This window comes from Kribbella speibonae (genome assembly GCF_004331375.1).
In the GTDB taxonomy this organism is placed as follows: Bacteria; Actinomycetota; Actinomycetes; order Propionibacteriales; family Kribbellaceae; genus Kribbella; species Kribbella sindirgiensis.
On sequence record NZ_SJKC01000005.1, the window covers coordinates 293,652 to 317,344 of the forward strand.

At 67.1% G+C, this 23,693-nt stretch carries 29 protein-coding genes; 14 read left to right on the forward strand and 15 right to left on the reverse strand.

Translation table 11 applies throughout. From position 1 onward, the window contains the following. The first annotated feature begins 4 nt into the window (after positions 1-4). Complete coding sequence (locus E0H92_RS32625; RefSeq protein ID WP_131461563.1) at positions 5-349, forward strand: VOC family protein; 345 nt, start codon at positions 5-7, stop codon at positions 347-349. Positions 350-475: 126 nt separating this feature from the next. After that, entirely contained in the window at positions 476-1,093 is a 618-nt protein-coding gene (locus E0H92_RS32630) for an HAD family hydrolase (RefSeq protein ID WP_131498960.1), read from the forward strand. A 1-nt stretch (position 1,094) separates the two neighbouring features. Here E0H92_RS32630 and E0H92_RS32635 read toward each other — a convergent pair whose 3' ends face one another. Further along, positions 1,095-1,505 carry an Ohr family peroxiredoxin gene (locus tag E0H92_RS32635; protein WP_131461565.1) on the reverse strand — a complete coding sequence of 137 codons (411 nt, stop codon included), beginning with the start codon at positions 1,503-1,505 and terminating at the stop codon, positions 1,095-1,097. 88 nt (positions 1,506-1,593) lie between these two features. Here E0H92_RS32635 and E0H92_RS32640 point away from each other — a divergent pair, with 88 nt between their 5' ends. Continuing rightward, positions 1,594-2,385, forward strand: coding sequence for a helix-turn-helix domain-containing protein (locus tag E0H92_RS32640; protein WP_238173694.1), 792 nt, complete (start codon positions 1,594-1,596; stop codon positions 2,383-2,385). Here E0H92_RS32640 and E0H92_RS32645 read toward each other — a convergent pair. The 3 genes from E0H92_RS32645 to E0H92_RS32655 are packed head-to-tail and all read right to left on the reverse strand — an operon-like array spanning position 2,382 to position 4,870. Further along, positions 2,382-2,831: a GNAT family N-acetyltransferase gene (locus E0H92_RS32645; protein ID WP_165550133.1), complete on the reverse strand. Its 450-nt coding sequence runs from the start codon at positions 2,829-2,831 to the stop codon at positions 2,382-2,384. The genes E0H92_RS32640 and E0H92_RS32645 overlap by 4 nt on opposite strands. A 13-nt stretch (positions 2,832-2,844) precedes the next feature. Then, positions 2,845-4,293: a dihydrolipoyl dehydrogenase family protein gene (locus E0H92_RS32650; protein ID WP_131498963.1), complete on the reverse strand. Its 1,449-nt coding sequence runs from the start codon at positions 4,291-4,293 to the stop codon at positions 2,845-2,847. Position 4,294: 1 nt separating this feature from the next. Beyond that, a complete protein-coding gene (locus E0H92_RS32655; protein ID WP_131498964.1) occupies positions 4,295-4,870 on the reverse strand; it encodes a hypothetical protein in 576 nt (191 codons plus the stop codon). A gap of 139 nt (positions 4,871-5,009) precedes the next feature. Here E0H92_RS32655 and E0H92_RS32660 point away from each other — a divergent pair, with 139 nt between their 5' ends. Next, positions 5,010-5,573 carry a TetR/AcrR family transcriptional regulator gene (locus E0H92_RS32660; protein ID WP_131498965.1) on the forward strand — a complete coding sequence of 188 codons (564 nt, stop codon included), beginning with the start codon at positions 5,010-5,012 and terminating at the stop codon, positions 5,571-5,573. A 38-nt stretch (positions 5,574-5,611) separates the two neighbouring features. Here E0H92_RS32660 and E0H92_RS32665 read toward each other — a convergent pair whose 3' ends face one another. Together E0H92_RS32665 and E0H92_RS44400 are read right to left on the reverse strand one after the other, a co-directional pair. Further along, entirely contained in the window at positions 5,612-6,688 is a 1,077-nt protein-coding gene (locus tag E0H92_RS32665) for an NAD(P)/FAD-dependent oxidoreductase (RefSeq protein WP_131498966.1), read from the reverse strand. After that, positions 6,675-6,815, reverse strand: coding sequence for a hypothetical protein (locus tag E0H92_RS44400; RefSeq protein WP_165550134.1), 141 nt, complete (start codon positions 6,813-6,815; stop codon positions 6,675-6,677). The genes E0H92_RS32665 and E0H92_RS44400 overlap by 14 nt, the downstream gene beginning before the upstream one ends. 71 nt (positions 6,816-6,886) lie before the next feature. Here E0H92_RS44400 and E0H92_RS32670 point away from each other — a divergent pair, with 71 nt between their 5' ends. The 3 genes from E0H92_RS32670 to E0H92_RS32680 all read left to right on the forward strand — a co-directional run bounded on the left by E0H92_RS32670 (position 6,887) and on the right by E0H92_RS32680 (position 9,283). Further along, the gene (locus E0H92_RS32670) at positions 6,887-7,876 is read left to right on the forward strand and encodes a GlxA family transcriptional regulator (protein ID WP_131498967.1); all 990 of its coding nucleotides are present in this window, start codon (positions 6,887-6,889) and stop codon (positions 7,874-7,876) included. A gap of 67 nt (positions 7,877-7,943) precedes the next feature. Beyond that, complete coding sequence (locus E0H92_RS32675; protein ID WP_238173695.1) at positions 7,944-8,642, forward strand: class I SAM-dependent methyltransferase; 699 nt, start codon at positions 7,944-7,946, stop codon at positions 8,640-8,642. A gap of 53 nt (positions 8,643-8,695) precedes the next feature. Continuing rightward, complete coding sequence (locus tag E0H92_RS32680; RefSeq protein ID WP_131498969.1) at positions 8,696-9,283, forward strand: hypothetical protein; 588 nt, start codon at positions 8,696-8,698, stop codon at positions 9,281-9,283. Here E0H92_RS32680 and E0H92_RS32685 read toward each other — a convergent pair. Next, a complete protein-coding gene (locus E0H92_RS32685; protein WP_131498970.1) occupies positions 9,237-9,674 on the reverse strand; it encodes an NUDIX domain-containing protein in 438 nt (145 codons plus the stop codon). The genes E0H92_RS32680 and E0H92_RS32685 overlap by 47 nt on opposite strands. Here E0H92_RS32685 and E0H92_RS32690 point away from each other — a divergent pair. Next, complete coding sequence (locus tag E0H92_RS32690; RefSeq protein WP_238173696.1) at positions 9,609-10,238, forward strand: DinB family protein; 630 nt, start codon at positions 9,609-9,611, stop codon at positions 10,236-10,238. The genes E0H92_RS32685 and E0H92_RS32690 overlap by 66 nt on opposite strands. 222 nt (positions 10,239-10,460) lie before the next feature. Here E0H92_RS32690 and E0H92_RS32695 read toward each other — a convergent pair whose 3' ends face one another. From E0H92_RS32695 to E0H92_RS32705, 3 genes are all read right to left on the reverse strand, one after another. Then, the gene (locus E0H92_RS32695) at positions 10,461-10,856 is read right to left on the reverse strand and encodes a DUF3592 domain-containing protein (protein WP_165550135.1); all 396 of its coding nucleotides are present in this window, start codon (positions 10,854-10,856) and stop codon (positions 10,461-10,463) included. A gap of 87 nt (positions 10,857-10,943) precedes the next feature. After that, a complete protein-coding gene (locus E0H92_RS32700) occupies positions 10,944-12,086 on the reverse strand; it encodes an endonuclease/exonuclease/phosphatase family protein (RefSeq protein ID WP_131461580.1) in 1,143 nt (380 codons plus the stop codon). 158 nt (positions 12,087-12,244) lie between these two features. Beyond that, complete coding sequence (locus tag E0H92_RS32705) at positions 12,245-13,135, reverse strand: acetamidase/formamidase family protein (RefSeq protein WP_131498973.1); 891 nt, start codon at positions 13,133-13,135, stop codon at positions 12,245-12,247. Positions 13,136-13,323: 188 nt separating this feature from the next. Between E0H92_RS32705 and E0H92_RS32710 the strand changes: the two genes are divergently transcribed. Next, positions 13,324-13,812: a GNAT family N-acetyltransferase gene (locus tag E0H92_RS32710; RefSeq protein WP_131498974.1), complete on the forward strand. Its 489-nt coding sequence runs from the start codon at positions 13,324-13,326 to the stop codon at positions 13,810-13,812. Positions 13,813-13,950: 138 nt separating this feature from the next. On the opposite strand, the gene E0H92_RS32715 is transcribed toward E0H92_RS32710, so the two are convergent. Continuing rightward, complete coding sequence (locus tag E0H92_RS32715; RefSeq protein WP_131461581.1) at positions 13,951-14,685, reverse strand: class I SAM-dependent methyltransferase; 735 nt, start codon at positions 14,683-14,685, stop codon at positions 13,951-13,953. 89 nt (positions 14,686-14,774) lie between these two features. Continuing rightward, positions 14,775-15,581 (reverse strand): aminoglycoside phosphotransferase family protein, encoded by an 807-nt coding sequence (locus E0H92_RS32720; protein ID WP_131498975.1) that lies wholly within the window; start codon positions 15,579-15,581, stop codon positions 14,775-14,777. 54 nt (positions 15,582-15,635) lie between these two features. On the opposite strand from E0H92_RS32720, the gene E0H92_RS32725 reads away from it, so the two are divergent. Then, positions 15,636-16,559 (forward strand): phosphotransferase family protein, encoded by a 924-nt coding sequence (locus tag E0H92_RS32725; protein ID WP_131498976.1) that lies wholly within the window; start codon positions 15,636-15,638, stop codon positions 16,557-16,559. After that, on the forward strand, positions 16,556-17,482 hold the full coding sequence (locus E0H92_RS32730; RefSeq protein WP_238173697.1) for a phosphotransferase family protein: 927 nt from the start codon (positions 16,556-16,558) through the stop codon (positions 17,480-17,482). The genes E0H92_RS32725 and E0H92_RS32730 overlap by 4 nt, the downstream gene beginning before the upstream one ends. Here E0H92_RS32730 and E0H92_RS32735 read toward each other — a convergent pair. Beyond that, positions 17,454-18,230 (reverse strand): phosphotransferase, encoded by a 777-nt coding sequence (locus E0H92_RS32735; RefSeq protein WP_131498977.1) that lies wholly within the window; start codon positions 18,228-18,230, stop codon positions 17,454-17,456. The two genes, E0H92_RS32730 and E0H92_RS32735, sit on opposite strands and share 29 nt — an antisense overlap. Positions 18,231-18,233: 3 nt before the next feature. Next, a complete protein-coding gene (locus tag E0H92_RS32740; protein WP_165550137.1) occupies positions 18,234-19,007 on the reverse strand; it encodes a class I SAM-dependent methyltransferase in 774 nt (257 codons plus the stop codon). A 63-nt stretch (positions 19,008-19,070) separates the two neighbouring features. On the opposite strand from E0H92_RS32740, the gene E0H92_RS32745 reads away from it, so the two are divergent. Next, a complete protein-coding gene (locus E0H92_RS32745; RefSeq protein ID WP_131498979.1) occupies positions 19,071-19,793 on the forward strand; it encodes a class I SAM-dependent methyltransferase in 723 nt (240 codons plus the stop codon). A gap of 5 nt (positions 19,794-19,798) precedes the next feature. Here the strand turns inward: E0H92_RS32745 and E0H92_RS32750 are convergent, their stop codons facing one another. Next, positions 19,799-20,134: an HIT domain-containing protein gene (locus E0H92_RS32750; RefSeq protein WP_131498980.1), complete on the reverse strand. Its 336-nt coding sequence runs from the start codon at positions 20,132-20,134 to the stop codon at positions 19,799-19,801. 60 nt (positions 20,135-20,194) lie between these two features. Between E0H92_RS32750 and E0H92_RS32755 the strand changes: the two genes are divergently transcribed. Next, positions 20,195-21,949, forward strand: a complete 1,755-nt coding sequence (locus E0H92_RS32755) for an ABC transporter transmembrane domain-containing protein (RefSeq protein WP_131498981.1) — start codon at positions 20,195-20,197, stop codon at positions 21,947-21,949. Beyond that, positions 21,942-23,675 carry an ABC transporter ATP-binding protein gene (locus E0H92_RS32760; RefSeq protein WP_131498982.1) on the forward strand — a complete coding sequence of 578 codons (1,734 nt, stop codon included), beginning with the start codon at positions 21,942-21,944 and terminating at the stop codon, positions 23,673-23,675. The genes E0H92_RS32755 and E0H92_RS32760 overlap by 8 nt, the downstream gene beginning before the upstream one ends. The last annotated feature ends 18 nt before the right edge of the window (positions 23,676-23,693 follow it).

Here is a 23,693-nt window from a genome sequence, read left to right on the forward strand (position 1 = left end):
TGCAATGACCACCACGCTAGGCGTCAACACGATCCTGCACCCCGTCACGGACCTCGAGAAGGCGAAGCCGGTGTATGCCGCTCTGCTCGGTGTCGAGCCGATGGCCGACTCGCCGTACTACGTGGGTTTCGAGGCCGAGGGCCAGCAGATCGGGCTGGTCCCGAACAGCGACATGACCTCGCCGATCGCGTACTGGCACGTGACCGACATCGAGGCCAAGATCAAGGAGATCACCGAGGCCGGCGGCGCCCTCAAGGACGCACCGAAGGACGTCGGCGCCGGGCGGCTCGTCGCCACCCTGACCGACCCCGACGGCAACGTTCTCGGCATTCTCCAGGATCCGTCCTGATCATGTGCCACGTCCCGGAGGAGTACCGCGCGGCGCTGTTCGGCGTACGCCATCAGCCGGAGGAGACCGTCGCCGTCGAGGAAATCCCGGTGTGCGCCGACGAGCAGCTAGGGCATGATCTCGTGCATGGGCGACCCGATTCGGCACGTGCTGTTCGACGCTGACGGCGTACTGCAGGATCTTCCCGGCGGCTGGTACGCGGCGATGGAGCCGTATCTCGGCGACCGGTCCAAGGAGTTCCTCCACGAGACCTGGTCCGACGAGCTGCCGATGCTCGCCGGGCGTGGTGACTACCTGCCGGTGCTCGCGGCGTCGCTGCAGAAGTACGGCGTGAGCACACCGGCGACCGAGGTGTACGACGCGGTGTGGAAGAACATCGTGCTGATCGAGGAGTCACTCGAGATCGTGCGGACCCTGAAGCGCAACGGGTACGGCGTACACCTCGGCACCAATCAGGAGTGCTACCGCGGCGCGCACATGCGGCAGGCCCTCGGGTACGACGACCTGTTCGACGTCAGCTGCTACTCGTACGACCTCGGCGTCGCGAAACCCGACCCGGCCTTCTTCACCCGCGCCGCGGACCGCATCGGAGCCCCGGCCGATTCGATCCTCTTCATCGACGACACCCCCAAGAACATCACCGGCGCCCGCACCGCCGGCCTCCACGCCGAACAATGGGACGTCACCCAGGGCCACACCACCCTGCACACCCTCTTCACCCACCACGGCGTAGCGGCCGCCTAGGTCACTCGACGATCAGTTCGACGGGGATGTTGCCGTGGGTGGCGGTGGAGTAGGGGCAGATGGTGTGGGCTGCTTCGATCAGTTTGCGGCCGGGTTCGCCTTGGAGGTGGTCGGGGAGTTCGATCCGCAGTACGGCGGCCAGCGTGAACCTGCCGGCGGCGGGGACGAGGCTGACCTCGGCGGTCACGGCTACATCCTTGGCGTCCAGGTTCTGGGCCTGGCCGATGCGGTCCAGCACCGTGGAGAAACAGGCGGCCCAGCCTGCGGCGAGCAGTTGTTCGGGGTTGAGGCCGTCGCCGGTGCCGCCCAGCTCCTTCGGGAGGGCGAGCTGGACGTCCAGCTGCCCGTCGGCGGTGACAGCGCGAGCGTCGCGTCCTGACGAAGTCGCTACTGCTGTGTATGTGGGGTTCATGCCGACAACGATCCGTGGCGGCGGGGGAGCGGCTCAATTACCTCTTTGTTAATGGATGCGCGGCGAGCGCCCGCCGTACGCTGAGCTGGTGACCGTGCTGGAAGAGCCGCAGACCGCAGGGGAGATGCTTCGCTTCTGGCGGATGCACCGGAAGCTGAGTCAGCTCGAGTTGGCGCTCGATGCCGAGGTGTCGACCAAGCACCTGAGTTTCGTGGAGACGGGCCGCGCGCAACCGAGCCGGCAACTGCTGGTGCATCTGTCCAACCATCTCGATCTCCCGCTGGCCGAGCAGAACCGGTTGCTGCTCGCGGGCGGGTTCGCGCCGCGGTACCTCGACGAGCCGTACCACTCCGACGCGATGCTCCCGCTCCGCGAGCCGCTGCGCCAACTCCTCGACGCCCACCTGCCGAACCCGGCACTGATCGTCGACGGCCTCTGGAACCTGATCGACGCGAACGCGGCCGCGTCCTTGCTCTGGGACGGCGTCGACCCCGAACTCCTGAAGCCGCCCATGAACATGCTGCGCCTGGCAATCCACCCCGGCGGCCTCCCGAGCATCTCGTCGATGACCGCGGCGTGCAGCGTCCCGCTCATCCACCAACTCAAACGCAAGAGCCGCGACACCGCCGACCAACCCCTCGCCGACCTCCTCGACGAACTAGAGCCCTACCTCCCCGACCAGCCCATCACAGGCCCGTCCCAACAACCCATGGTCACCCTCGACCTCCAAACCCGCCTGGGCCCCGTCCGCCTCTTCACCCTGATAGCCACCATCGGCGCACCCCTAGAAGTAACAGCCGCCAACCTAGCCATCGAAACCTTCCTCCCCACCGACCCCACCAGCGCGGAACGCCTCCAGACTCTGGCGCAGTCCGACTAGCGGTGGCGTTGGAGGAGTTGGGGGGAGGACTCGAAGCCCAGGCGTTCGTAGACCGGGACTGCTTTGCTGCCGGAGTGGACGGTCACGTGGAGGGCGCCGACGGCGATTGCGTGTTCTGAGGCGGCCTTGACGAGTGCCGACCCGATGCCTCGGCCGCGGGCGGCCGGTAGGACGAAGACGCTCTGGATGTCAGCGGACATCCGGCTCGTCGCCCCGGGTCGCGGAACGCGCGGAACGAGCGCGACCCACGCCATCCCGACGAGCTCGGGCTGGTCGAGCCGCGCGACGTACGCCACATGTGCGTCGTCACGAGCGGCCCACCACTGCTCGAACTCGTTGGTGAACGCGTCGACCGCCCGCCGCTCCAGCTCCTCGTCGCTGCTGTTCAGCCACAGCAACCGCGCGAGCCCCGCCACATCGTCTGCATCAGCCTGACTGATCCGCACGGCTTGAAGTCTTTCATGAAACCCAGTGCGGGCGGTCCGTCTCGAGCAGGCGCAGCCAGATCTCGCTGATCGTCGGATAGGCGGGTACGGCGTGCCACAGGCGATCCAGCGGTACTTCACCCGCGATGGCGATCGTCGCCGCATGCAGCAACTCGGCGACGTCGGGCCCGACCGCGGTGAAGCCGATCAGGACGTTGCGGTCGGCATCGATCACCATCCGCGCCTGCCCCCGGTAGTCGTCGGCGTGCAGGGCCGCGCCGGCGACCGCTCCGAGGTCGTAGTCGACGATCCGGACATTCTTCCCGGCGGCCGCCGCGGCCTCGGCGGACAGACCGACGGCGGCGACTTCGGGATCGGTGAAGATCACCTGCGTCGCGGCTCGTACGTCGGCCGTGACCGCCTGCCGTCCCCACGGACCCAGATCGGGCTGCTCGCCACGCGCTCGTACGGCGATCGCGTCGCCCAGCGCGCGACCTTGGTACTTGCCGTGATGGGTGAGGAGAACACGCTTGTTCACATCACCCGCCGCGTACAGCCAACCATCACCGACGGGAATTCCGGCGGCGTCGACAACAGCGAGCGTGTCGTCGACGCGCAGCCAGTCGCCCGGCGCGAGGCCAACGTGATCCAGGCCGAGATCCTTCGTGTTCGGCGTACGCCCGGTCGCAACCAGAACCTCGTCAGCCTCGACGGTCGCACCGTCGGAGAGCGTCAGCCGTACGCCGTCCGCGTCCCGGCGAACCTCAGTGACCTCGACGTCCAGATGAAGTGCGACGCCCGCAGCTCGGAGGGCGGCCGTCACGTACTCGCCGGCGAACGATTCGACCCCAGGCAGCAGCCGAGTCTGAGACACCAGCGTCACCTGCGAACCGAGTGCGCTGAAGGCCGTCGCCATCTCGGAGCCGACGACGCCGCCACCGATGATGGCCAGCCTCGCCGGGATCTTCTGTACGGCGGCCGCCTCGCGACTCGTCCACGGCGCCGCGTCGGCGAGCCCGCGGATCGGTGGCAAGAAGGCGCTGCTGCCCGTGGCGATCACCACCGCGTGGCGCGCTTGCACGATGGTCGACGTACCGTCCGTCTGGGTGACGGTGACGGTACGGGTCCCGGTGATGCGGCCGTGTCCGCGGACCAGGTTGATCCCGGCGTGGTTCAGCCACTCGACCTGGCCGGCGTCGCTCCAGTTGGAGGCGAATCGGTCGCGGCGGGCGAGCACCGCGGTCGGGTCGAGGTCGCCGTTGACGGTTCGGCCGGCGGCCGGCAGCGCACGAGCGGCGCGTACGGCGGCGGCGTCGCGGAGCAGGGCCTTGGTGGGCATGCAGGCCCAGTACGAGCACTCGCCGCCGACGAGTTCGTGTTCGACGATCGCCGCGGTCAGGCCGCCCTGCACCACGCGGTCGGCGACGTTCTCGCCGACTGGTCCGCCGCCGATGATCACGACGTCGAAGAGCTTCTCCGTCATGTCAGCGGCCCTTCGCGGCGAGGCGCTGCAGGCGGATCGCGGAGATCAGGAAGAAGATGCCGCCCAGGATCGCGTACCCGGCAACGCTCGTGAGCGCGGGCTTCTCCCCGCCGGCCATCACGATGAAGCTGCCGCCCGCGAGGACCGAGATGCCGCCGCTCAGAATCATCGCCCACTGACCACCGAGCCGGTAGCGCAGAATCGCGACGACCAATTGGACGATGCCCGCGGTGATCGCCCACGCGCCCCACACCCGTAGCACGCTCGGGATCCCGGACCCGGCCGCGACGGCCAGCCCGATCGCGGTGAGCAGGCTCAGCGCCATGTTGACGTAGAGCGGCGTCTTCGGGCGCGTCGTCCCCGAGGAGCGGAAGTCGATCACCGCCGCCGCGACGTCGAACAGCGGGTAGATCACCAGGAGCGCGGTTGCGCCCGGGTTGATCTTCTTCGCGATCGCCATCATCAGGACCGCCCAGACGAGGGCGAAGCCGAAGCGGACGTAGTACAGCGTGCGCAGCGTCTTCGTACTGTCGGCGGCGGCCGCCGGGCCGGCGGTGGCTGTATAGGAACTGGACACCAGGTGCCTCTCAAAGGTGAGTAGATAGAACGATCGGTACACCTGGAGCGTGGCGCATCCGGTTGACCGTTGTCAAGACCGACCGTTCTATCTGCTAATCTCGGAGTACTGGCAGCCGATCGGAAAGGGGAGGCGGGGTATGTCGGAAGCGCGAACGCGACTGCTCAACACGGCGACCGGGTTGTTCTACGTCGAAGGCATCCGCGCTGTGGGTGTCGACCGCGTCATCGCCGAGGCGCAGGTGACCCGCGCGACGCTGTACCGGCATTTCCCGAGCAAGGACGACCTGATCGTCGCGTACCTGACCCAGGCCGACGAGGCGATCCGCGCCCAGGTGACCGCCGCACGGGCCGAGGACGCGACGCCGGACGACATCATTCGCGCGGTCAGCCGGTCGATCGCCGACGACATCCAGAGCGCCGGCTTCCGGGGCTGCGCGTTCCTCAACGCCGCCGCCGAGTACCCCGACCCCGCCTTCGCCGTCCACCAGGCGGTCCTCACGCACCGGCAGTGGTTCCTCGAAACGATGACCGAGCTCTTCACGAACCTCGGAAAGATCGACGCCGAACCCGCGGCCCGCCACTTCGTCATGCTCCGCGACGGCGCCATGGCCGCCGGCTGCCTCACCGACCCCAAGCCCGTCTGCGAAACCTTCCTCCGCGGAGTAGAAGGCCTCCTCACCTACCGCAGCCGCGAACCCTGAAACAGGCCTCACGTCTTGGGGGGGCTCGGGTGCGGGACTCACGGGAATCGCTCCGGGCGGAAGTCAGCGAGTAGGTCGCTTCTCTGCCCGCTGACGATCTCCGACGCGAGCAGCTGGCCGATCACCGGTCCAAGCGTGATGCCACTGTGCGAGACGGCCTCGTAGTAACCCGGCACGGACGGCGCCGCGCCCACCGAGGGAAATCCGTCGATCGGGATCGGCCGTTCGACAACGCGCGTCTGGGCGATGCGGGAGTCGCTCAGCTCGGGTACGACGTACCGCGCCGCCTCCTGCAGCCGGCCGGCGAGTGCGGCAGGATCTTCGCCGATGAGCGCGTCGACCTCGCGGCTGTGGAGAACCACCGAATCGTTGCCGTCAGGACGGATCTCGACGTGAGGTGCGTGCATGGCCCGGTGAACTGGGACCCGAGCACAGCTGACCCGCGTGACGACGCCAGGTTCGCGCCGCATCGGCAGCTGCCGTGAGATCAGCCCGGCGATGTGGGAGGCGCTGGGACCGGCCGCGTTCACGACAGCGGCGACGTGAAGACGCGTCCCGTCCGACAGCGAAACGGTCCACCCGCTCCCGTCGGCGTCGATCCCAAGGACCGCCATACCGAACCGATGCTCAGCGCCGGCCTCGCGAACCAAGCGGCTGACAAGCCGACGCCCATGAACCCAAGCCTCGTCGGGATAGAACGCGACGGGGACCTCGTCGGGAATCGCGAGGGCCGGCTCGAGGTGGCGGCGAACCTCGGCTCCCGTGCGCAACTCGACCCGATAGTCCCATCGAGCCAGCAGATCTACCGTTTCCAGAAGCTGTGCGGGATCGTCTGCCCAGCGCAGGTGGCCGCTGGGATGCCACCAGGAGCCTGGCCCGATGGCGCCGGCGAGCTCACGGTACGCCGCCATACCGGCGACATTCAGGTCGAAGTACGACCTCCGCACGGTCTTGTTGCTGGCGTTGACCCACGAGAACGACCAGTTCGTGACGCCTTCGCCTGGCTGACCCGCGTCGATGAAGACCACAGGCGCGCCGAGGCGGGACAGATTCCAGCCGACACAGGCTCCGAGGATGCCGGTTCCGATGACGGCAACGGGCTCAGGACTCGTCATGATCGTCCTTGCTGACAAGGGTTTTCGCCCACTGCTGGGCATGGTTGCCGAGAAGGTTGTCGGCGAGCCAGCCCGCCGCGACGAGCAGGCCGATGGATCCGGCCGTGATGAGTACCGCGAGCATCATGTGCCTCATCGTCGAAGAGATCGATGCACGGAGACAGTGGCAAGAATGCCGTTCTCCGATAGATTCTGGACATGCATCAAGTGGCGGTTCTGGCGGTCGACGGGATCCACAGCTTCGATCTGGCGATGCCGTTACAGGTGTTCAGTACGGCGCATTCGCTGCAGAAGGAGCCGGGCGAGATCTTCGGTCCGCGGCTCTACGACGTACGGGTCTGTGGTGATGGTCGCGATCTGATGATGGCCGGCGTCGGGGGAGTGGAGATGTACCGATTCACGCCGCCGTATCCGCTGGCGGCCGCGATCGACGCGGACACCATCGTGGTCATCGGCGTACCCGCGGGTCGCGAACCGCTGACCGAAGCGCTCGATCTGCTGCGCGAAGCGCACCGGCGTGGCATCAGGATCGCCTCGATCAGTGCGGGCGGTGCCAGCGTGATGGCGGCGAGCGGGCTGCTGGACGGCCGGCGGGTGGCGACGCACTGGTCGCGTGCGCATCTGCTGGCCGAGCGGTACCCGCAGGTGATCGTCGACACCGACGTGCTCTATATCGACCACGGCGACGTACTCGCGTCAGCCGGCGCGGCCAGTGGCATCGACATGTGCCTGCACATGATCCGTCAGGACTTCGGATCCGCGGTCGCCGCCGACGTCGCCCGGCACATGGTCGTCCCACCGCAACGCGACGGCGGGCAGGCGCCGTACATCGCGCACCCGGACCCCGGCGACGACCACGGATCGCTCGAGCCCACGATGCGGTGGCTGCGTGAACGGCTGGGGGAGCAGGTGCAGCTCGCGGACATCGCGTCGTACGCCGGACTGAGCCCGCGCACGCTCAACCGGAGATTCCGCGAACAGACCGGTACGACGCCACTGCAATGGTTGCTGCGGCAACGAGTGCACCATGCGCAGGAGTTGCTGGAGACCACCGACCTGTCCGTCGAGGAGATCTCCAGGCACTGCGGTTTCGGTACGTCGATCGCGATGCGCCAGCACTTCGCGAAACACATCAGAACGTCGCCGATGACGTACCGCCGTACCTTCCGCGCCCGCACCGACTCCTGAGAGCTCCGAACTTTGCCGGCCGTGGCGACGTCGACCGTTTGAAGCCCGAGACGAGAAGGAGCGTTTGGTGCCGAAGACCGACTATGACGAGTTCGCTGAGGCGTACTCTGCGGACAACGAGGTCAATCTGCTCAACGGCCACTACGAACGGCCGGCGATGGTGAGCCTTGCCGGTGAGGTATCCGGCCGCCGTGTCCTTGACGTCGGCTGCGGCTCCGGGCCGCTGATGGCGGCACTCGGTGACAAGGGTGCGATCGTGTCCGGGTTCGACCTGAGCGGGTCGATGATCGAACTGGCGCACCGGAGGCTGGGGGAGGACGCCGACCTGACCGTCGCCGACCTGGCCAAGCCGCTCCCGTACGACGACGCCGCCTTCGATGATGTTGTGGGTTCCCTGGTCCTGCACTATCTGAAGGACTGGACCGAGCCGCTGGCCGAACTCCGCCGAGTGCTCAAACCGGGCGGGCGCCTGATCCTGTCGCTGAACCACCCGTTCGTCTACACGGCGCTGAACCCTGACGGCGAGTACTTCGACGTCGCCGAGTTCTCGTTCGACGCCGAGCACGCCGGCCGTACGGTCGTGTACACGATCTGGCACCGGCCGCTGCAAGCGATGTCCGATGCCTTCACGGCCGCGGGTTTCCGGATCTCCGTCATCAGTGAGCCGCCGATCTCCGTGGAAACGCCGCCTGAACTGCGTCCGCCGAACATGTTGCATCCGGCAAGATTCATCAGCTTCGTGTTCTTCGTCCTCGAGGCATGCTGACGGATCGGGGCATGCTGACCGATCGGGGCACCGTGGTGCCGTAGGGTTCTGGCGTGTCTCAAACCGACGTGCTCGTCCTGCGGCCGGCTGCCGGTCCGCGCCGCGTGGTCCTGAGGTTCACGGCCGTGATCGCCGCGGCCCTGATAGTCGGCGGCGTCGTGGCCGGCGGCCGGGCTGCCCTGATCACCAGCATCGGTCTCGTCGTGCTGCTGGCCGTCAGCATGGCCGTGTACCTCTGGCGGTCCCGGATCGTCGTCACGCCGGCCGAGATTTCGGCGCGGGGGCTGACCTTTCACCGTCGCCGCGACCGCAGGCTCGCCGCCTCGGTGCTCCGGGCAACGGTGGTCCAGCCCGGGGCCGTCTCCGAGACAATCGTCGTACTGGACGCCGGCCAACGCGCCCTGCTGAGCATCAACGGCGCCCTCTACGCACAGGCCGATCTGGACCGGCTGGTGCACCACCTCGGCCTGCCCACCGGCGGTCCGTCCGGCCCGGTCACCATGGCGCAACTGGGTCGCGAACGCCCCGACGCCGTGAGCTGGGCCGGGCGCCACCCGATCGCATTCCCTCTGCTGTGCGCCCTCGGCTTCGCGATCATCGCGGTCGTCCTCGGAACCCTGATCGCAGCCCTGACCGGCTGACCTCTACAGCGTTAAGGATGCTCGGCAGGCTTTCCGGGTGGGCCATCCTCAGGTCCGCGAGCTCGTGCGGCCGGAACCAGCGCAGGTCGTCGTGCTCCTCGGGTGCGGCGTTGACCGGTTCTCCTGCCCAGTGCGTGACGAGGAACCCGTGCATGTGCAGGGCGGGATCGCTGACCGTCATCGGGATCGGCACGTGGTCGTGGATCTGGACACCGACCTCCTCGAGGCATTCCCGTCGTACGGCCTGCTGAGGCTCTTCGCCCGGCTCGACATGCCCGCCGACGAAGGCCCAGCAGTCGGGGTACGCATGACGCACTGAGTTGCGATGCGCCGCCAGCACGAGGCCGTCGCGCACAAGGACAGCGGTTGCGATCTGAATCCGGTCGACCATGCCGGCACCTTATGTGCGGCCACCGACAGATTTCGCACGGTGGCCCGGGGGAGTGCAAGGCTGACGGACATGGAGCGTGCCTTTCCTGACGGTGCCGCCGACGAACGCGGCGTGCTGACCGGGTTCCTCGACTGGCAACGAGCGACCGTACGCCGAAAAGTTGACGGGCTGCCGATCGAACTGGCCGATCGCGCCCTCCTGGACACGTCTCCGCGCATGACGATCGCCGGCGTCGTCTCGCACCTCCGGCAGATCGAGTACGACTGGTTCGCCGGCAGCTTCCCGTCCCTCGCAGACGAACCCTTCGAACGCGACCCGAACGGAGGCTGGTCGCCCGCTGACGGAGCAATCACCGATCTGCTGACCGCCTACGAAGCCGAATGCGCCCAATCGAGACGCATCGTCTCCCAACTGACCCTAGACACCATCCAGCACTTCACCCCACCACAGTTCGCCCCCGTTTCGGTCCGATGGATCCTCACCCACCTAACAGAAGAAACAGCCCGCCACCTAGGCCACCTAGACATCCTCCGCGAACAACTAGACGGCACCCGAGGCTACTGACCGAGCAAGCGAACTGGTGGACGCGGATGATGGGGGAGTCTGGAGAGGTTGTCGGAGGTCGCTGCCAACTTGGGGACCATCGCTGCGGCGTCGTCCGTACTTGATGGGTTATCCGTTCGTCTTGTGGCTTCTCCCTTCTAATAACAGGGGAGAAGCCACAACATCAGCGGATAGCCCCTGAAATGCGCGGTCGCCGGACAGCTCCACGGATCCAAGCTTGGCTTAACCCGTGATGGCCACTGTCCAGCTGATCGTCAGTAGGACGAGCCCGATCCCGAGGCAGGCGATTGCTCCGTGCCAGCCTCGGTAGCCGTGTACGTCGAGGTAGGCGCGGGTGGGATCCGCGGGGTCGTAGACCACCGGGACCTCGTCTCCCTTGCTGAACGGTCGGCCGATGCCGAAGTTCACCGGGCGGCTCACGTCGCGCCCTTCGAGAGTGCGGAAGTAGTACTTGCCGGTGGAACGATCGGGCTCGCCGGGGGACCTCGACGTTGTGGTGCGGATCTTTGTGATGCGCCCGTTCACCCTGACTGCGCGACGGCCGAAAGCGAACCGCTTGGCCGCGAGTCCGAGGCCCACAGCGACGACGAGACCGCCGACGACTCCGAGCCAAAGCATTCCGCGAACCCACGCCATCTCGAGGTCTCCCGCCCGACGGTGTACCGAGTAGAAACGGGAGTTGATGAACCGGGAGTAGCGGGGCGACTAGTTGGACACGGTCACCCTGATCTGAACCTTGTTGTGGTCCGAGGGGAACTGCTCGGGCGCCAGGTCTGCGTCGGGCAGCTTGTTGGTCCAGCCTTCTACAGCGACCACGTTGGTAGTTTCACCCTGCGCTCGGGAGACGTAGACCTGATCGATGTGGTTGCCGTTGCAACGGACGGTCGGAACCGAGGTGCAGCTCTGGCGCTGGAATCCGTTGAAGGTGTCGTACGCCGCCCCGGACTTCTCGACGGCCACATTGAAGGCATTGGTACGCAGCCGCGCGTTCCACAGGTAGTCGTTGAGCGGCCGCATGGTGCCGTCGCTGCTCTGGTAGGCGGCCGGGATCGTGACACCGACGGCCGCATCTGCCAGTGATGGGTAACGCGTGCCATTGGTGTTGAAGTCACCAGTGAGGAAGTCGGGGGAGTCGTGGCCTGCCCACGCGATGTAGCGGGCGTCGGCGAAAAGGTCGTCCAGCTCCCTGAAGCGCTGGATCTGACCCCTCACGGGGTCGCTGTCTTCACCCGGCCTGGTACCGCCACCCTGAACTGGCACATCCTTCGTGCTCGCGCACACGCCGTCACTGTTTACCGTGGCATCAAGGTCGTAAGTGGTGAGACCGCACTTCGACGACGTGAGATGAACGTTCGCGACGACGATCTCGCGCCCACTCGCGATGTGCTTGAGGGCGACCCAGCTCGCGGTCTTGCCGGCCGCTGCGCCCCCGACGACCACGGTCCCGGACGCGATTCTTCCACTGCTGTCCCTGAGGATCTGGAAGGTCGCGCTCTTCCAGTAGATCGGTCGGGAGTTCGTCGCATAGTCCGCCGCTGTCGTGTAGCCGTTGGCCTGCATGCCATTCCGGAAGTCGGTGCGCCTTGCGTCGTTGCTACCGGCTTCCTGGATACCGATCACGTCGGGAGCGTAGGAGCCGACTTCCCGGAGCAGGTTTGTCCTCTGGGACGGCCAGGTTGCGCTGTCCGTCCCATTGGCATGAATGTTGTAGGTCCCGACGCGGAAGGTGGCAGACGGTGCGGCCGCCGCCGCGGGACTCGACAGCCCCGACGTCGCCACCAGAGCCGTCGACATCAGTCCCGCTGCGACAACGCCCCTCAGCCACGACGACGCAAGCGGACGAGTCATTGACCTGTGTACCCGAGAGATGTTCACAGTTGGCCCTCAGCGATCGTGGGATGGTGCGCCCACCGTACAGAATCCGGCCCGGCTGCCCGACCGCTGTTGCATCTGATGAAACGCCCACTCTCAACTGGCAGGCACGAGAGTTGCTGAGCGCGTGCCCATCATCTAGGGGTGTAGGGCAGCAACGGCTTGTCAACGGTGAGGAGGTCTTCGATCGGGCCTAGCCAGCTCGAGGGGAGGAGGAGTTTGTAGGTGGGCGAGTGGGAGACGACGCTCGACACGCGGAGGTCGGCGATCAGGCTGAGGAGGGCGTTGGCCTGCTCGAAGCCGAGTTGCTGGGTGAACCCGAGGTGATGAACGGCGTCCGAGATGGCTTGGGTGTAGGCGTCTTTCTCGGTGAAGCGGCTGCAGAGGTGGACGGTCACATCAGAGGTGCGGACGATGGGACGGTGCGGCCGGGTGTCCGGGATTACCTCGACGGTCAGGTCGCACCAGGAAGCGATCTCAATGCCCTGGCCGCTGATTTCGCCATCGCCCATTGCGGCGTGCGCGTCGCCGATGACGAACCGGCCGGACCCGATTTCGTCGTAGAGATAGAGGGTCGAGCCTGGGGCGAACTCCTTGGTATCGAGGTTGCCGCCGTGGTCCCAGGGGTCGGCGATCAGGTCGGGCCGGACGAGGCCGAGCCAGCCGAGCATCGGGACAACTGGTACGACGTGATGGCCGTCGAGGATGGCCTGGTCACCGCGGAGCTCGGCGCGGCCGGCGTATTCCTGGTTCGCGGACTCGCGGAGGACGCCGCCCCACGGCTCCCAGGATTTGGTGGTCGTGGCGAAGCCGTAGTGACCTACGGGGTCCAGTTCAAGGGCGTGAAGGTGGAAGGCGAGGGTGTCGCCCGGACTCACGCCCTCGACGCGGAGCGGGCCGGTCAGGAAGGGGTAGTCCGAGCCAGGCCAGGTGCGAATCCGGGTTCTCCGACCGGGCTGAAGACTCGCGACGTCCGGAAGATCATGGCAGTCCAGATCGACAGGCGGTGCGGCGACGGGGTCCATCACGGCACTGTAGGACGATCGAAGCGATGTCACAGACGATTATCAGATGAGGCAAGTCCCGTTCTTTGACTGGTACCGGCCGGGTGTTGGAGTGCCGGGAGTCACTGGGACGCAGGAGCGGTGATCCTAGGAGCGATACGTACCAAATGGCTGGCGCTCGCCGCCGCGACCCTGCCAGGGTGCCGGATATGACCGAGGTTGTAGTACCGCTGACCGTTCGCGATCTGACCGAAGCGGACCTTGCAGCCTGCGGCTGGTACGGGACAGCGACGGACCTTGCGTACGTCGCTGAAGCGATTCAGCGTGCCCGCCGAGGCGAGGTCGACTACCTGGCCGTCTGTCCGCCTTCTGATCTGCCAGTTGCTGTTGGTGGCGTTGACTACACCAAACCGCCCGGCGGAGCGACGATCTGGCAACTGTCGGTCCAGGCCGAGCTGCGCTCATGTGGGATCGGCTCAGTCCTGATCGGCGCGTTGGAGCAGCGCGCTCGAGGCCGCGGACTCAGCTGGGTGGAATTAGGCGTGGACGACAGCATGTCCCGGGCCCGTGCGTTGTACGAGCGGTTGGGCTATGTGGTGAGCGGCAGCGAGATCGGCTCATGGGACCAGGAGGCTGCGGACGGATCGACGGTCCGCTACGAAGCGCGAATCACTCTGCTGCGCAAGCAACTGACCTAGAGGTTGGTCGCTCCGGTGATCGCCGATAATGAACATTATGTCAACCAGAGTCTGTGTCTTGCGCCAGGTGAATCAGCACGCAGCCGCGGAACCACTGCCCCTTTATCACGGGATCGACGGGCTTCTGCCCCGCGGCGGTCATCTGTCGCGTTCGGCGCTGATGATCAGGAAGTTCGGCAGCGCGACGTAGGACTCGATCGCCTCGATTCCGCTGTCGCGTGCGACCTGTGGATCAAGTCCGGGTTCGCACAGTTCAATCACGCGACACCCAAGACCGATGACCTCGTTGATGTAGGCAGACAGCGGGCGGTGGAAGTCGGGTGCATGACCCTCTGGCATCTCGTACTCATCGAGGTAGCGATCAAGCTGGCAATGACCGTGATCACGCCACGTTGGGTAGAGATTCTCAAACGCAGGATGAGTGATCGAGAACACGAACCGGCCGCCCGGCTTCAGCGCGCCGACGCACGCGGCCATCGCCGACTGCCACGCGGGTATGGCCAGCAACACCATGCTGCAGACCACCGCATCGAACGGCTGACCAACCTCCGGCAACGTCGAGAGATCAGCCTGCACGAACCTGATCCCCTGACGCCGATCCTGCTCGATCTTCTGAGAACGCGCCAGCAGTGCGGCAGCCGGCTCCACACCAACCACTTCAGCTCCGCGTTCGGCCAACAGCCGGCTCAAATAGCCTTCGCCGCTGCCTGCATCGAGGACTCGCCGACCATCGACGGGTCCCAGCATCCGGAGCAGGTTCCCATTCATCAAGTGGCGCTTGGGAAAGTCGCCCTGATCGTCGTACGCCTCAATCGCGTCAGTCGGCATCGCCGCCCACGCTGCGATCGCCTCTGAGTTGCTGATCGTGGACATGCGGTCACACCTCTCCGACGATAGATGAGCAGGGACAGCCATGTAACCTACCTGCCCGGTTGGGATCCGCCGTCGGGCATGGTGTGGCCTCAGGTTGTGAGTGTGTCCAGTGCCGTACGCAGGAATGTGTCGCGTCGTTGTGTTAGTGCCGCAGTGTCGAGTCGGCTTCCGTCGGTGGTGAAGCCGGGAAACCCTTTCAACTCGGTAGGTGTGTTCAGTGCGGCGATGGCATCCCAATAGGCAACCGATCTGGCTTCACGGCCGGCCTGCTCTTGCCAACCGTTCAGCACTTCGTCAGGTGCCTCCGGCCCGTACTGGATTGCCGTCTGCAGTCGAAACCCGCACAGATCCACACCCGGATCACCGACGCCGGCTGTCTTCCAGTCGATGAGTGCTGTACAGGTTTCGCCCTCGAACAGCATGTTTCCGGGCCAGGCGTCGCCATGGAGGAACACGTGGTCTCCGGTGGGAACTCCGTGCTTCCTGGTTGTCTCATCGGCGTGTTGCAGCAGCTCCGTGGTCGGCATCCGGCCTTCGCGCCGGTCAGCTGCGAAGTCATCGTCGGCGACCGGTCGCGGCCGGATCCGAAGATGCTGATGGCCTGGATCTGGAATGGCGTGGACCTTGGCCAGAGCCGCACCCGCGTTCCGTAGCCGGGTCTCCGATACGACCGGTGGTAGTGCACTGCTGCCAGGCAGCCAGGTCTCCAATGTCGCCACGGTTCCAAGGGCACGCCCGTCAAGATCGGCGGCCACCAGGCGCGGCGCCGGCAGACCGAATTCGGCCGCCAACTCCAAGGCTCGTGCGTTTGTCGCTACCATGCGCGGCCCGATCCACTCAGGGACCGGCACCTTCAGAACAAGATCGGTGAAACCGCCGCCAGCCTCCCCCGGCACCCAGACCGGCTAATTACGATGCGTCGATGGACCGTGCGGCCTAGATTGCGGGGGGTGAACCTTTCGCAGCTCGGTACGCCGGTCCGGCCGATGATCCGCGTCCACGGCGGGTTCGCCAACCGGATGTACCGCCTCGACACCGACCAAGGCTCGTTTGCGGTCAAGGAACTGAACGTCGTCGACCGCCGCGCGGCGTACCACGTCGAGGACGTGTTCCGGTTCGAGCAGGCGGCCTTCGCTGCCGGCGTCCCGATGCCGGAGCCGATCTCCGCGAGCGACACCCTGCTCGTCCACCGCTGGGCCGAGGGCGAAAAGGTGCCCGAGGCACCGGTTTCGGAGGCCTACGCGTTCGAGATCGGCGAGATCCTTGCGCGCATCCACAGCCTCGACGTCGACTGGCCGCACGAGCCAACCGAGGAACCGGTGTCACACGACTGGCCCGAGCTCGCGGAACGTGCGGTGGCGACCGGACAGCCCTGGGCCGACGAACTCGCCTCCCAGGTCGACACGTTCCTCGCGATCGCCCAGTTCGTCGACACCTGCGAACGACCGGGCCCCGTCGTACTGACCCACAAGGACATCCAGCCGTGGAACCTGCTCGCGCGCGACGGCCGGCCGGTGGTGCTCGACTGGGAGCTCTCAGGGATGCTCGACCTGTCCGGTGAGCTCGGTTCGACCGCGCTCGGCATCGCGAAAGGACCAGGCCTCGACTCCATCGAGCCGGTCATCTTCCGCGCTGTCCTCGACGGGTACGTCGCAGCGGGCGGAACGTTGCCGCCGCCGGGACCGAGCTGGTTCGTCTTCCTGATCGGCGGCTGGCTGGGGCACACCAGGTGGAACATCCTCCGCTGCCTGGCGGGCGCCGAGACGAACAGCGGTCCCGATCTCGCGCTGTCACAGGAGTCGGCGCGCAACGGCGTACGCGGCCTCCCCGAGCTTTTCGCCCGGCTTCCGGAACTCGTGAGGCTGCTGGGGTGACGACGCCACGCCCGATCATCGACTCGGTGGTGCGGTCGGTCTGCGGTCGCGATGTCGAGGGTCTGGTTCCGCTCGCCGGAGGCGGGATGAACGAGACGTACCGCGTCGACCTTGCCGGTGATGACGCCGTGGTCGTCCGGATCGCGCGGCAGAAGGTGCCGTGGTTCATCGACGAGGCGTACCTCATGACGCAGGCGCGCGCCGCGGGCGTGCCGACCGCAGAGGTGCTCGGCCTCGAGCACCTGGAGCACGACGGCGAACTGTTGTCGTTCTCGGTCCAGCAGTTCCTGCCGGGCCGTTCGCTCGACGAACTTGCTGACGAGTTGTCTGCCGCTGACCTCGAGCGGGTGGTCCTGGACGCCGGCGAGATTCTGGCGCGCCTGCACAGCGTGGTCCCGGACGACCAGCGAGGCATCCACCACGAACTACGGCTGCCCGAAGAGCGCGAAGTCACCCGAGTGGCAGGCATCGTCAGCGAAAGACTCAGCCCGGCAGCAGCCGCGATCGTCGAACGCGGCGCCGACCTCCTGCGCGAGGAGATCACAACCCGCGCCGCTCCCCCGACGTCGCTCGTTCATGGCGACTTCTGCCCGAAGAACCTCCTGATCCACAACGGCACGGTCGCCGGCATCATCGACTGGGAGTTCGCCGGCCGTACGTCGCCGGCGTACGACTTCGCGCAGTGGGAACTCGACGCCGACGAGGTGTTGCAGGACCGGCTGGATCTCGTACGCCGGGGCTACGCGCGGATCGCCGATCCCGAATCGGCCGAGGCGGGCTGGACCGCGGCGTACGCCATCGACTGGGCACTGGAAAAGCTCGGCTGGAGGAACCCGGCCACACCCGCGCAGTTCCGGCGCTGCGTCGACGTGATCGCCCGCTACACGGCCGCTGCTACAACGCTCGGTACAGAGCAGGGCTGATCGAGTCGAGGAGCCGGAGTTCGCGGGCGAGGAACTCCAGGGAGCCGGCGGCTCCGGCTGCGTCGATCGGCCAGTGCTGGACCTGCTCGACGACCTTCAGCTTCGCCTGCTGCAAGGCGGGAACGATCGTCGGCCGGTCGGTGAGACCGTAGGCGTCGACGAGCACCCGGAGGCGATGCGGCAGGTCGGGCAGCGGATCGAAACCGGTCTCGGCGAGCTGACGGTCGGACTCGACCGGCAGGAACGCCCAGGCGGCGGCTGCGAGATCGAGCAGCGGGTCGATCGGTCCGGCGGCATCCCAGTCGATGAAGGCGATCGGCGTACCGGCGCGATAGACGGTGTTCCACGGACCCAGGTCGCCGTGCGACACGATCTCGCCGCGATTCGGCGCGTGCGGATGGAAGCGGTACCCGGTGTGCTTCGGCCGGAAGCTGCGCGACGCCTCGTGCAGGTCGCGCAGCAACTCCCCCACAGCGGCCAGCGCATCGTCCGTCCGCGCGTACGCCGGGAGCGGGTTGCCACGCCCCGGTTCCCACTCCGGATCCGCGAGTACCTCGCCTTCGAGGAACGTCAGCACCTCACGGTCGCCCTCGATGCCGACGACCCGGGGTGCTCCGTGGAACCCGACGGATTCGAGGTGCTTCAGGTACTCGTGTACGGCGGGCGTCCACGGCCCGACCGGTCGAAGCAGGTGAGGACCGCGGCGCTCGAGACCGCTCGTCTGCCGGCCTCCTCGAAGGTCATCCACGGCTCAGCGGCCCGCTGCGAGGAGGTAGGTGGCGGGGATGCTCATGGACTGCTCCCCGAGGCCCGGGTACATCTCCTCGATCGGAAACTCCTGGAGTGAACGAAGAGTCAGGCCGGCGGTGAGGACTGCGGTGACGATGCTGCTGATGCCCCAGACGAAACTGCGGTGCGGAACATCCGGCGTACCTATTGTTCGGGTGATTTCCGGGGCTTTCAGCGGATCGTCGTACCCGTCGCGCTCGGTGCCGAAATAGTCGCCGCTGACGGACAACGCGTTGTCTCCGCGGACCGTCAGAATCTCCCACAGCGGATGATGCTCGCTGATCACCAGGACACCGCCGGCGTTGAGACGAGAGGCGACCATGCGCGTCCAGTCGGTGAGGTCGGGAACCCAGCACAGGCCGCCCCACGAAATGTAGATGACGTCGAATCCGGTGATCTCCGCATCGAGCGTCATCATGTCCTGCAGGACGAACCTGACATCGACTCCCACCGCCTCAGCCTTCGCTTGGCCGGTGGCCAGGTGCGACGGCGCGATATCCACGGCGGTGACCTCTGCGCCGAGCTGTGCGAACGTCAACGCCTCATCACCAACCGAACACGCCAGCTGCAGCACCCGGCGACCACGAACATCACCGATTGCCGCAAGCTCGTCGTCGGTGAGCGCCCTGCCGCCGCTCGAGAAGAACTCGACCGGTTCACCGTGACGATGTGGCGCCAACTGCTCCCAGTACTCGCTGTTCTGCCTGACGACCTCGGACACTCGCGACTCGGACACAGCGCCGACCGTATTCGGAACGGTGCGCCCGCGCATCAGGATTTGGGCAGCTAGGCTGCCGCAATGCGATCCGAGGGGCGGCCGGACAACTCACCGTTGGCTGACGGCTGGGATGCCAACGCCGGGGCCTGGATCGAGTGGACCAGACGAGGGCTCGACAGCTACAGCACCCACAAGCTCGCCTTCCTGCCGCTGATCCCGCCGCCCGGCCGGCTCACCGTGGACGTCGGCGCGGGTGAGGGTCGGGTCAGTCGCGAGCTGCGGGCACGAGGGCATCGCGTCCTCGCGATCGATCGGTCGCCGACCATGATTCGGTCGGCAGCGAAACACCCCGAGGAGCCCGTACCGGCGGTTGTCGCCGACGCCGTGCACCTCCCGCTGCCGGAGGCGGTCGCCGACTGTGCGGTCGCCTTCATGTGTCTGCACGACATCGACGACGTCGTACCGGCGATCGAGGAAATCGGGCGCATTCTCACCGTCGGCGGGAAGCTGGTGATGGCGATCGTGCACCCGCTCAATTCCGCGGGCGATTTCCACCAAGGTCAGAATCCGCCGTACGTCATTCCGGATTCGTACACCGAAGCCAGGCATTACACCAACACCCGCCAACGAGACGGCCTCTCGATGACGTACCACGGAATTCACCGGCCGCTGCAGACCTACACCGACGCCCTCGCCGACGCGGGCCTGGTGATCGAGCGGCTCCGGGAATACAGCTCCGATGATGCCGAGAACAAGTGGTACCGGATTCCGCTGTTCCTGCACATCGTTGCTTCCCGCCGCTGAACCACTCAGCGCTGCGGGCCGCTGTGGACGTGGATGTGCAGGTGCTTGGAGTCCTGGTACTCGCCGAGATTGGTCAGCACCGCGGCCGCCCCGGTGGTTCGCTCGGTCTCTGCCGCGATCGCCTGCACGACCGCGAACAACCGGCGGACGACGTGCTCGTCGGCCGAATTCACCGTGGTGAAGGACGCAATGTGCTGTTTCGGCACGACGACGATGTGGTGCGTCCAGTACGGCCGGGTGTGGTGAAACGCCAGCACCAATTCGTCCTCGTGCACGACGTCGAGGCGGCTCGGGTCCGGAATCGCCACGTCGCAGTAGAAGTCGTCGCCGCTGTATTGCACCGTCCGAGGATAGCGACTCCCCCTTGTGAAGACGATCACAAGGAACGATAGGGTGACCGGATGACGCGCGACGGAGCCCGGCGACGTACGGCGCGCGTCCGCGAGTGGCTGGACCGGACCAGCGAGACGGGGTACCCGGCGACCGCCAACGACCTGGCCGGACCGTTCCGCTTCCTCTTCTCGCTCGCGCGGTCCCAGTCGCGGCGCGTCGCGTGGGGCGGAGTGCTCGGCACCTGCTGGATGGTGGGCCTCGCTGTACCTCCGTGGGTGCTGTCCCATGCAGTTGACGAAGGACTCGTGGCGGGCGACACCGGCGCCCTGATCAGGTGGGCTGTCGTGCTCCTGGTCGTCACCGTCCTGAACGCGCTGGTGGGTATCGCACGGCACCGAACGATGACCAAGGTCCGGATGGACGCGTCGTTCCGCGCAGTCCGTGCGGCGGTCGAACACACCTCCCGCCTGGGCGCCTCGTTGCCGGGGCGCGTCAGCACGGGAGAGATCGTGACGGTCGGCATCGCCGACGTGTACACAGTCGCGATGGCGCTCACCGTCGCCGGCCCCGGCGTCGGCGCGGTCGTCGCGTACGCCGCGATTGCCGTCGTACTGTTCACCACTTCCCCGCTGCTGGCCGCGGTGGTGCTCGCCGGCGTTCCGCTGCTTGCTGTCGCGGTCGGACCGTTCTTGCAGCGCATCGAACGCACCGGCGGCGAGTACCGCGTCCACCAGGGACGGTTGACGACCCGCCTCGTCGATGTGTTGGCGGGGCTTCGTGTGCTGAACGGCCTCGGTGGGAAGGCGTTCGTCGCGGAGCGGTACGAGGAGCAGTCGCAGGGGCTGGTGGGCCACGGGTACCGCGTGGCCGGACCGGCGAGCTGGGTCGGCGCGTTGTCGACGGGCCTGCCGGCGCTGTTCCTGGCCGCGGTCGTGTGGTTGTCGGCGCGCATGGCTGCCACCGGATCCATCACGATCGGCGATGTCGTCGCCGTCTACGGGTACGTCGCCGTACTCGTCGTCCCGGTGTCCGCATTCATCGAGGGTGGCGGCGACATCGCCCGCGCTCGCGTGGCCGGACGACGCATCATCGACCTCCTGAACCTGCCGGTTGCACCACAGAACGACAGGGCGGTCCCGGATGGTTGCGGTCCGTTGGCCGACCCTGCCTCGGGCGTGATCGTTCGTCCAGGCGTGCTGACCGCCCTGGTCGCCGCTCGGCCGGCGGACACCAGGACGGTGATCGAGCGGCTGGGTCAGCTCGACGCCGACGCGAGCGTGACCTGGGCGGGTGCGCCGATCGGCGGTGTCGCGCGCGAAGAGTTCCGGCGCCGGTTGGTTGTTGCCGACAACGATGCCGAGGTGTTCGCCGGTACGGTTCGGGACGTTGTCGCGGGCCGGCTCGAGCCAGACGACGACCGGATCCGCGCGGCGCTCCGCGTCGCTGTGGCCGAAGACGTCGTGGAGGCACTGCCCGGCGGTCTGGACGCGACCATCGCCGCCGGCGGGAGCGATCTGTCCGGTGGGCAGCGGCAGCGGATCCGGCTCGCCCGCGCCGTGTACGCCGCGCCGGATGTTCTGCTCGCGGTCGAGCCGACGTCGGCCGTCGACGCGAACACCGAGGCGGCCATGATCGACCGGATCCGCGCAGCCCGGCGTGACACGACAACGGTGATCACGACGTCGTCCCCGCTGGTGCTCGATCGCGCCGACGAGGTCGTCGTACTGCTCGACGGCAAGACATCGGCGGTCGGGACACACGCGGAACTTCTGCGCGGCGACGCGTACTACCGCGACCTCGTCTCCAGGACGATCGATGAGTAGCCAGTTGCCGGTGGCCGGCCCCGCCGAGGTCCGGGCCGCGGCGCGACGTGATCTCCGGGCGGAACGACGTACCGTCGTCGGCCTCGTTCTGGTCAACGGACTCGCCTCCGCGGCAGGTCTGATCGGTCCGTGGCTGCTCGGCCGCATCATCGACACGATCCAAGCGGGCTCCGGGGACGTGCTCAGCACGGTCGATCGGCTGGCCTTCGGCGCTCTCGTGTTCACCGTCGTGCAGACGGTGCTGGCGTGGTGGGCGCTCAAGATCGGCTACCGGTTCGGCGAGCGTACGGCGGCGCGTGTTCGGGAGCGGTTCTTGCGCAGGACCCTGGCGCTGCCTCCGCGGGTCGCGGACCATCTGCCGGCCGGCGACCTGATCGCTCGCGGAAGCACCGATGCCTCGGTGGTGGCGTTCACATTGCGATCGGCTGTGCCCGAGGTTCTGGTGGCGCTGGTCCACGCACTGTTCCTGATCGTCGCGGTCCTCGTCCTGGATGTGCGGCTCGGGCTGTGCGGGCTCGTGTCTCTCCTCGGCGTTGCCGCGGCGGTGCGCTGGTACGTACGACGTGCGCGGCCGGCGTACCTCGCGGTTGCCGCAACCGGTGCGGACCTGGCCGACGTCGTCGCGAGCACGGCCAAAGGCGCCCGTACGGTCGAACTTCTCGGACTGGAACGTCGCCGTTCCGAGGTGACCGAAGCGGCCGTCACTCGAGCCCGCTCCGCGCGTCTGAGCGCACTGTGGTTGCGGACCGTGCTGTTTCCGTGGGCGGACGTGTCGCTGGCGCTCCCGGTGGTGGGAGTCCTGCTGATCGGCGGCGCCCTGTACACCAATGATCTGGTCAGCCTCGGGGCCGTGGTGACGGCCACGGTCTACCTTCGCCAGCTCGTCGGCCCGCTCGACACCCTGATGCTCTGGATCGAACAGCTGCAGGGCGCCGGTGCGTCGTACGCCCGCGTCGAAGGGCTGGCGGATGTCCCCACGACCGACTCCGAGCCCACCGGGAGCGCTGACGGCGACCGCATCCGGGTGGACAACGCGCACTACAGCTACACGGGCGCTCGCGACGTACTTCGGGGAATCGACCTCGTGGTGCAGCCTGGCGAACGTTTGGCCGTCGTCGGCACCTCCGGAGCCGGGAAGTCGACCCTCGCGCGGCTGCTCGCCGGACTCGACCGCCCGCACACCGGCTCGGTGACCATCGGCGGTACGCCGGTTGCGGACCTGCCGCCTGACCAGCTCCGCGAACACGTCGTACTGATCACGCAGGATCATCACGTCTTCCACGACACCGTGCGGGACAACCTGCTGATCGCGAACCCGGACGCGACGGACGACGAGCTGCGCGCGGCGCTCACCGCGGTCGGAGCCACGTGGTGGGAGGACCTGCCGCACGGGTTGGACACCGAACTAGGCGACGACCTCGACGACGCCGGCGCCCAGCAACTCTCGCTGGCCCGCGTGGTTCTCGCCGACCCGCACACCCTGATCCTCGACGAAGCGACCGCCCTCCTCGACCCGAAGACCGCACGCCGTACCGAGCAGTCCCTGGCCGCCGTCCTCCACGGCCGCACCGTCATCGCGATCGCCCACCGCCTGCAGACAGCGCACGACGCCGACCGAATTGCTGTCATGGAAGCCGGTGAACTCGTGGAGCTCGGCACTCACGACGAACTCGTCCAGGCCAACCACGTCTACGGCCGTCTTTGGCACACCTGGCACAAGTCGTAGACCGGCAACCTGCTGTAG

Excerpts from the sequence above, each read along its gene's own strand:
- E0H92_RS32625 (WP_131461563.1), top strand. The coding sequence starts at position 5 with ATGACCACCACGCTAGGCGTCAACACGATCCTGCACCCCGTCACGGAC.
- E0H92_RS32630 (WP_131498960.1), top strand. The coding sequence starts at position 476 with ATGGGCGACCCGATTCGGCACGTGCTGTTCGACGCTGACGGCGTACTG.
- E0H92_RS32635 (WP_131461565.1), bottom strand. The coding sequence starts at position 1,505 with ATGAACCCCACATACACAGCAGTAGCGACTTCGTCAGGACGCGACGCT.
- E0H92_RS32650 (WP_131498963.1), bottom strand. The coding sequence starts at position 4,293 with ATGACGGAGAAGCTCTTCGACGTCGTGATCATCGGCGGCGGACCAGTC.
- E0H92_RS32660 (WP_131498965.1), top strand. The coding sequence starts at position 5,010 with ATGTCGGAAGCGCGAACGCGACTGCTCAACACGGCGACCGGGTTGTTC.
- E0H92_RS32665 (WP_131498966.1), bottom strand. The coding sequence starts at position 6,688 with ATGACGAGTCCTGAGCCCGTTGCCGTCATCGGAACCGGCATCCTCGGA.
- E0H92_RS44400 (WP_165550134.1), bottom strand. The coding sequence starts at position 6,815 with ATGATGCTCGCGGTACTCATCACGGCCGGATCCATCGGCCTGCTCGTC.
- E0H92_RS32670 (WP_131498967.1), top strand. The coding sequence starts at position 6,887 with ATGCATCAAGTGGCGGTTCTGGCGGTCGACGGGATCCACAGCTTCGAT.
- E0H92_RS32690 (WP_238173696.1), top strand. The coding sequence starts at position 9,609 with ATGCGCCGCCAGCACGAGGCCGTCGCGCACAAGGACAGCGGTTGCGAT.
- E0H92_RS32685 (WP_131498970.1), bottom strand. The coding sequence starts at position 9,674 with ATGGTCGACCGGATTCAGATCGCAACCGCTGTCCTTGTGCGCGACGGC.
- E0H92_RS32695 (WP_165550135.1), bottom strand. The coding sequence starts at position 10,856 with ATGCTTTGGCTCGGAGTCGTCGGCGGTCTCGTCGTCGCTGTGGGCCTC.
- E0H92_RS32700 (WP_131461580.1), bottom strand. The coding sequence starts at position 12,086 with ATGACTCGTCCGCTTGCGTCGTCGTGGCTGAGGGGCGTTGTCGCAGCG.
- E0H92_RS32705 (WP_131498973.1), bottom strand. The coding sequence starts at position 13,135 with ATGGACCCCGTCGCCGCACCGCCTGTCGATCTGGACTGCCATGATCTT.
- E0H92_RS32710 (WP_131498974.1), top strand. The coding sequence starts at position 13,324 with ATGACCGAGGTTGTAGTACCGCTGACCGTTCGCGATCTGACCGAAGCG.
- E0H92_RS32715 (WP_131461581.1), bottom strand. The coding sequence starts at position 14,685 with ATGTCCACGATCAGCAACTCAGAGGCGATCGCAGCGTGGGCGGCGATG.
- E0H92_RS32745 (WP_131498979.1), top strand. The coding sequence starts at position 19,071 with ATGCGATCCGAGGGGCGGCCGGACAACTCACCGTTGGCTGACGGCTGG.
- E0H92_RS32755 (WP_131498981.1), top strand. The coding sequence starts at position 20,195 with ATGACGCGCGACGGAGCCCGGCGACGTACGGCGCGCGTCCGCGAGTGG.
- E0H92_RS32760 (WP_131498982.1), top strand. The coding sequence starts at position 21,942 with ATGAGTAGCCAGTTGCCGGTGGCCGGCCCCGCCGAGGTCCGGGCCGCG.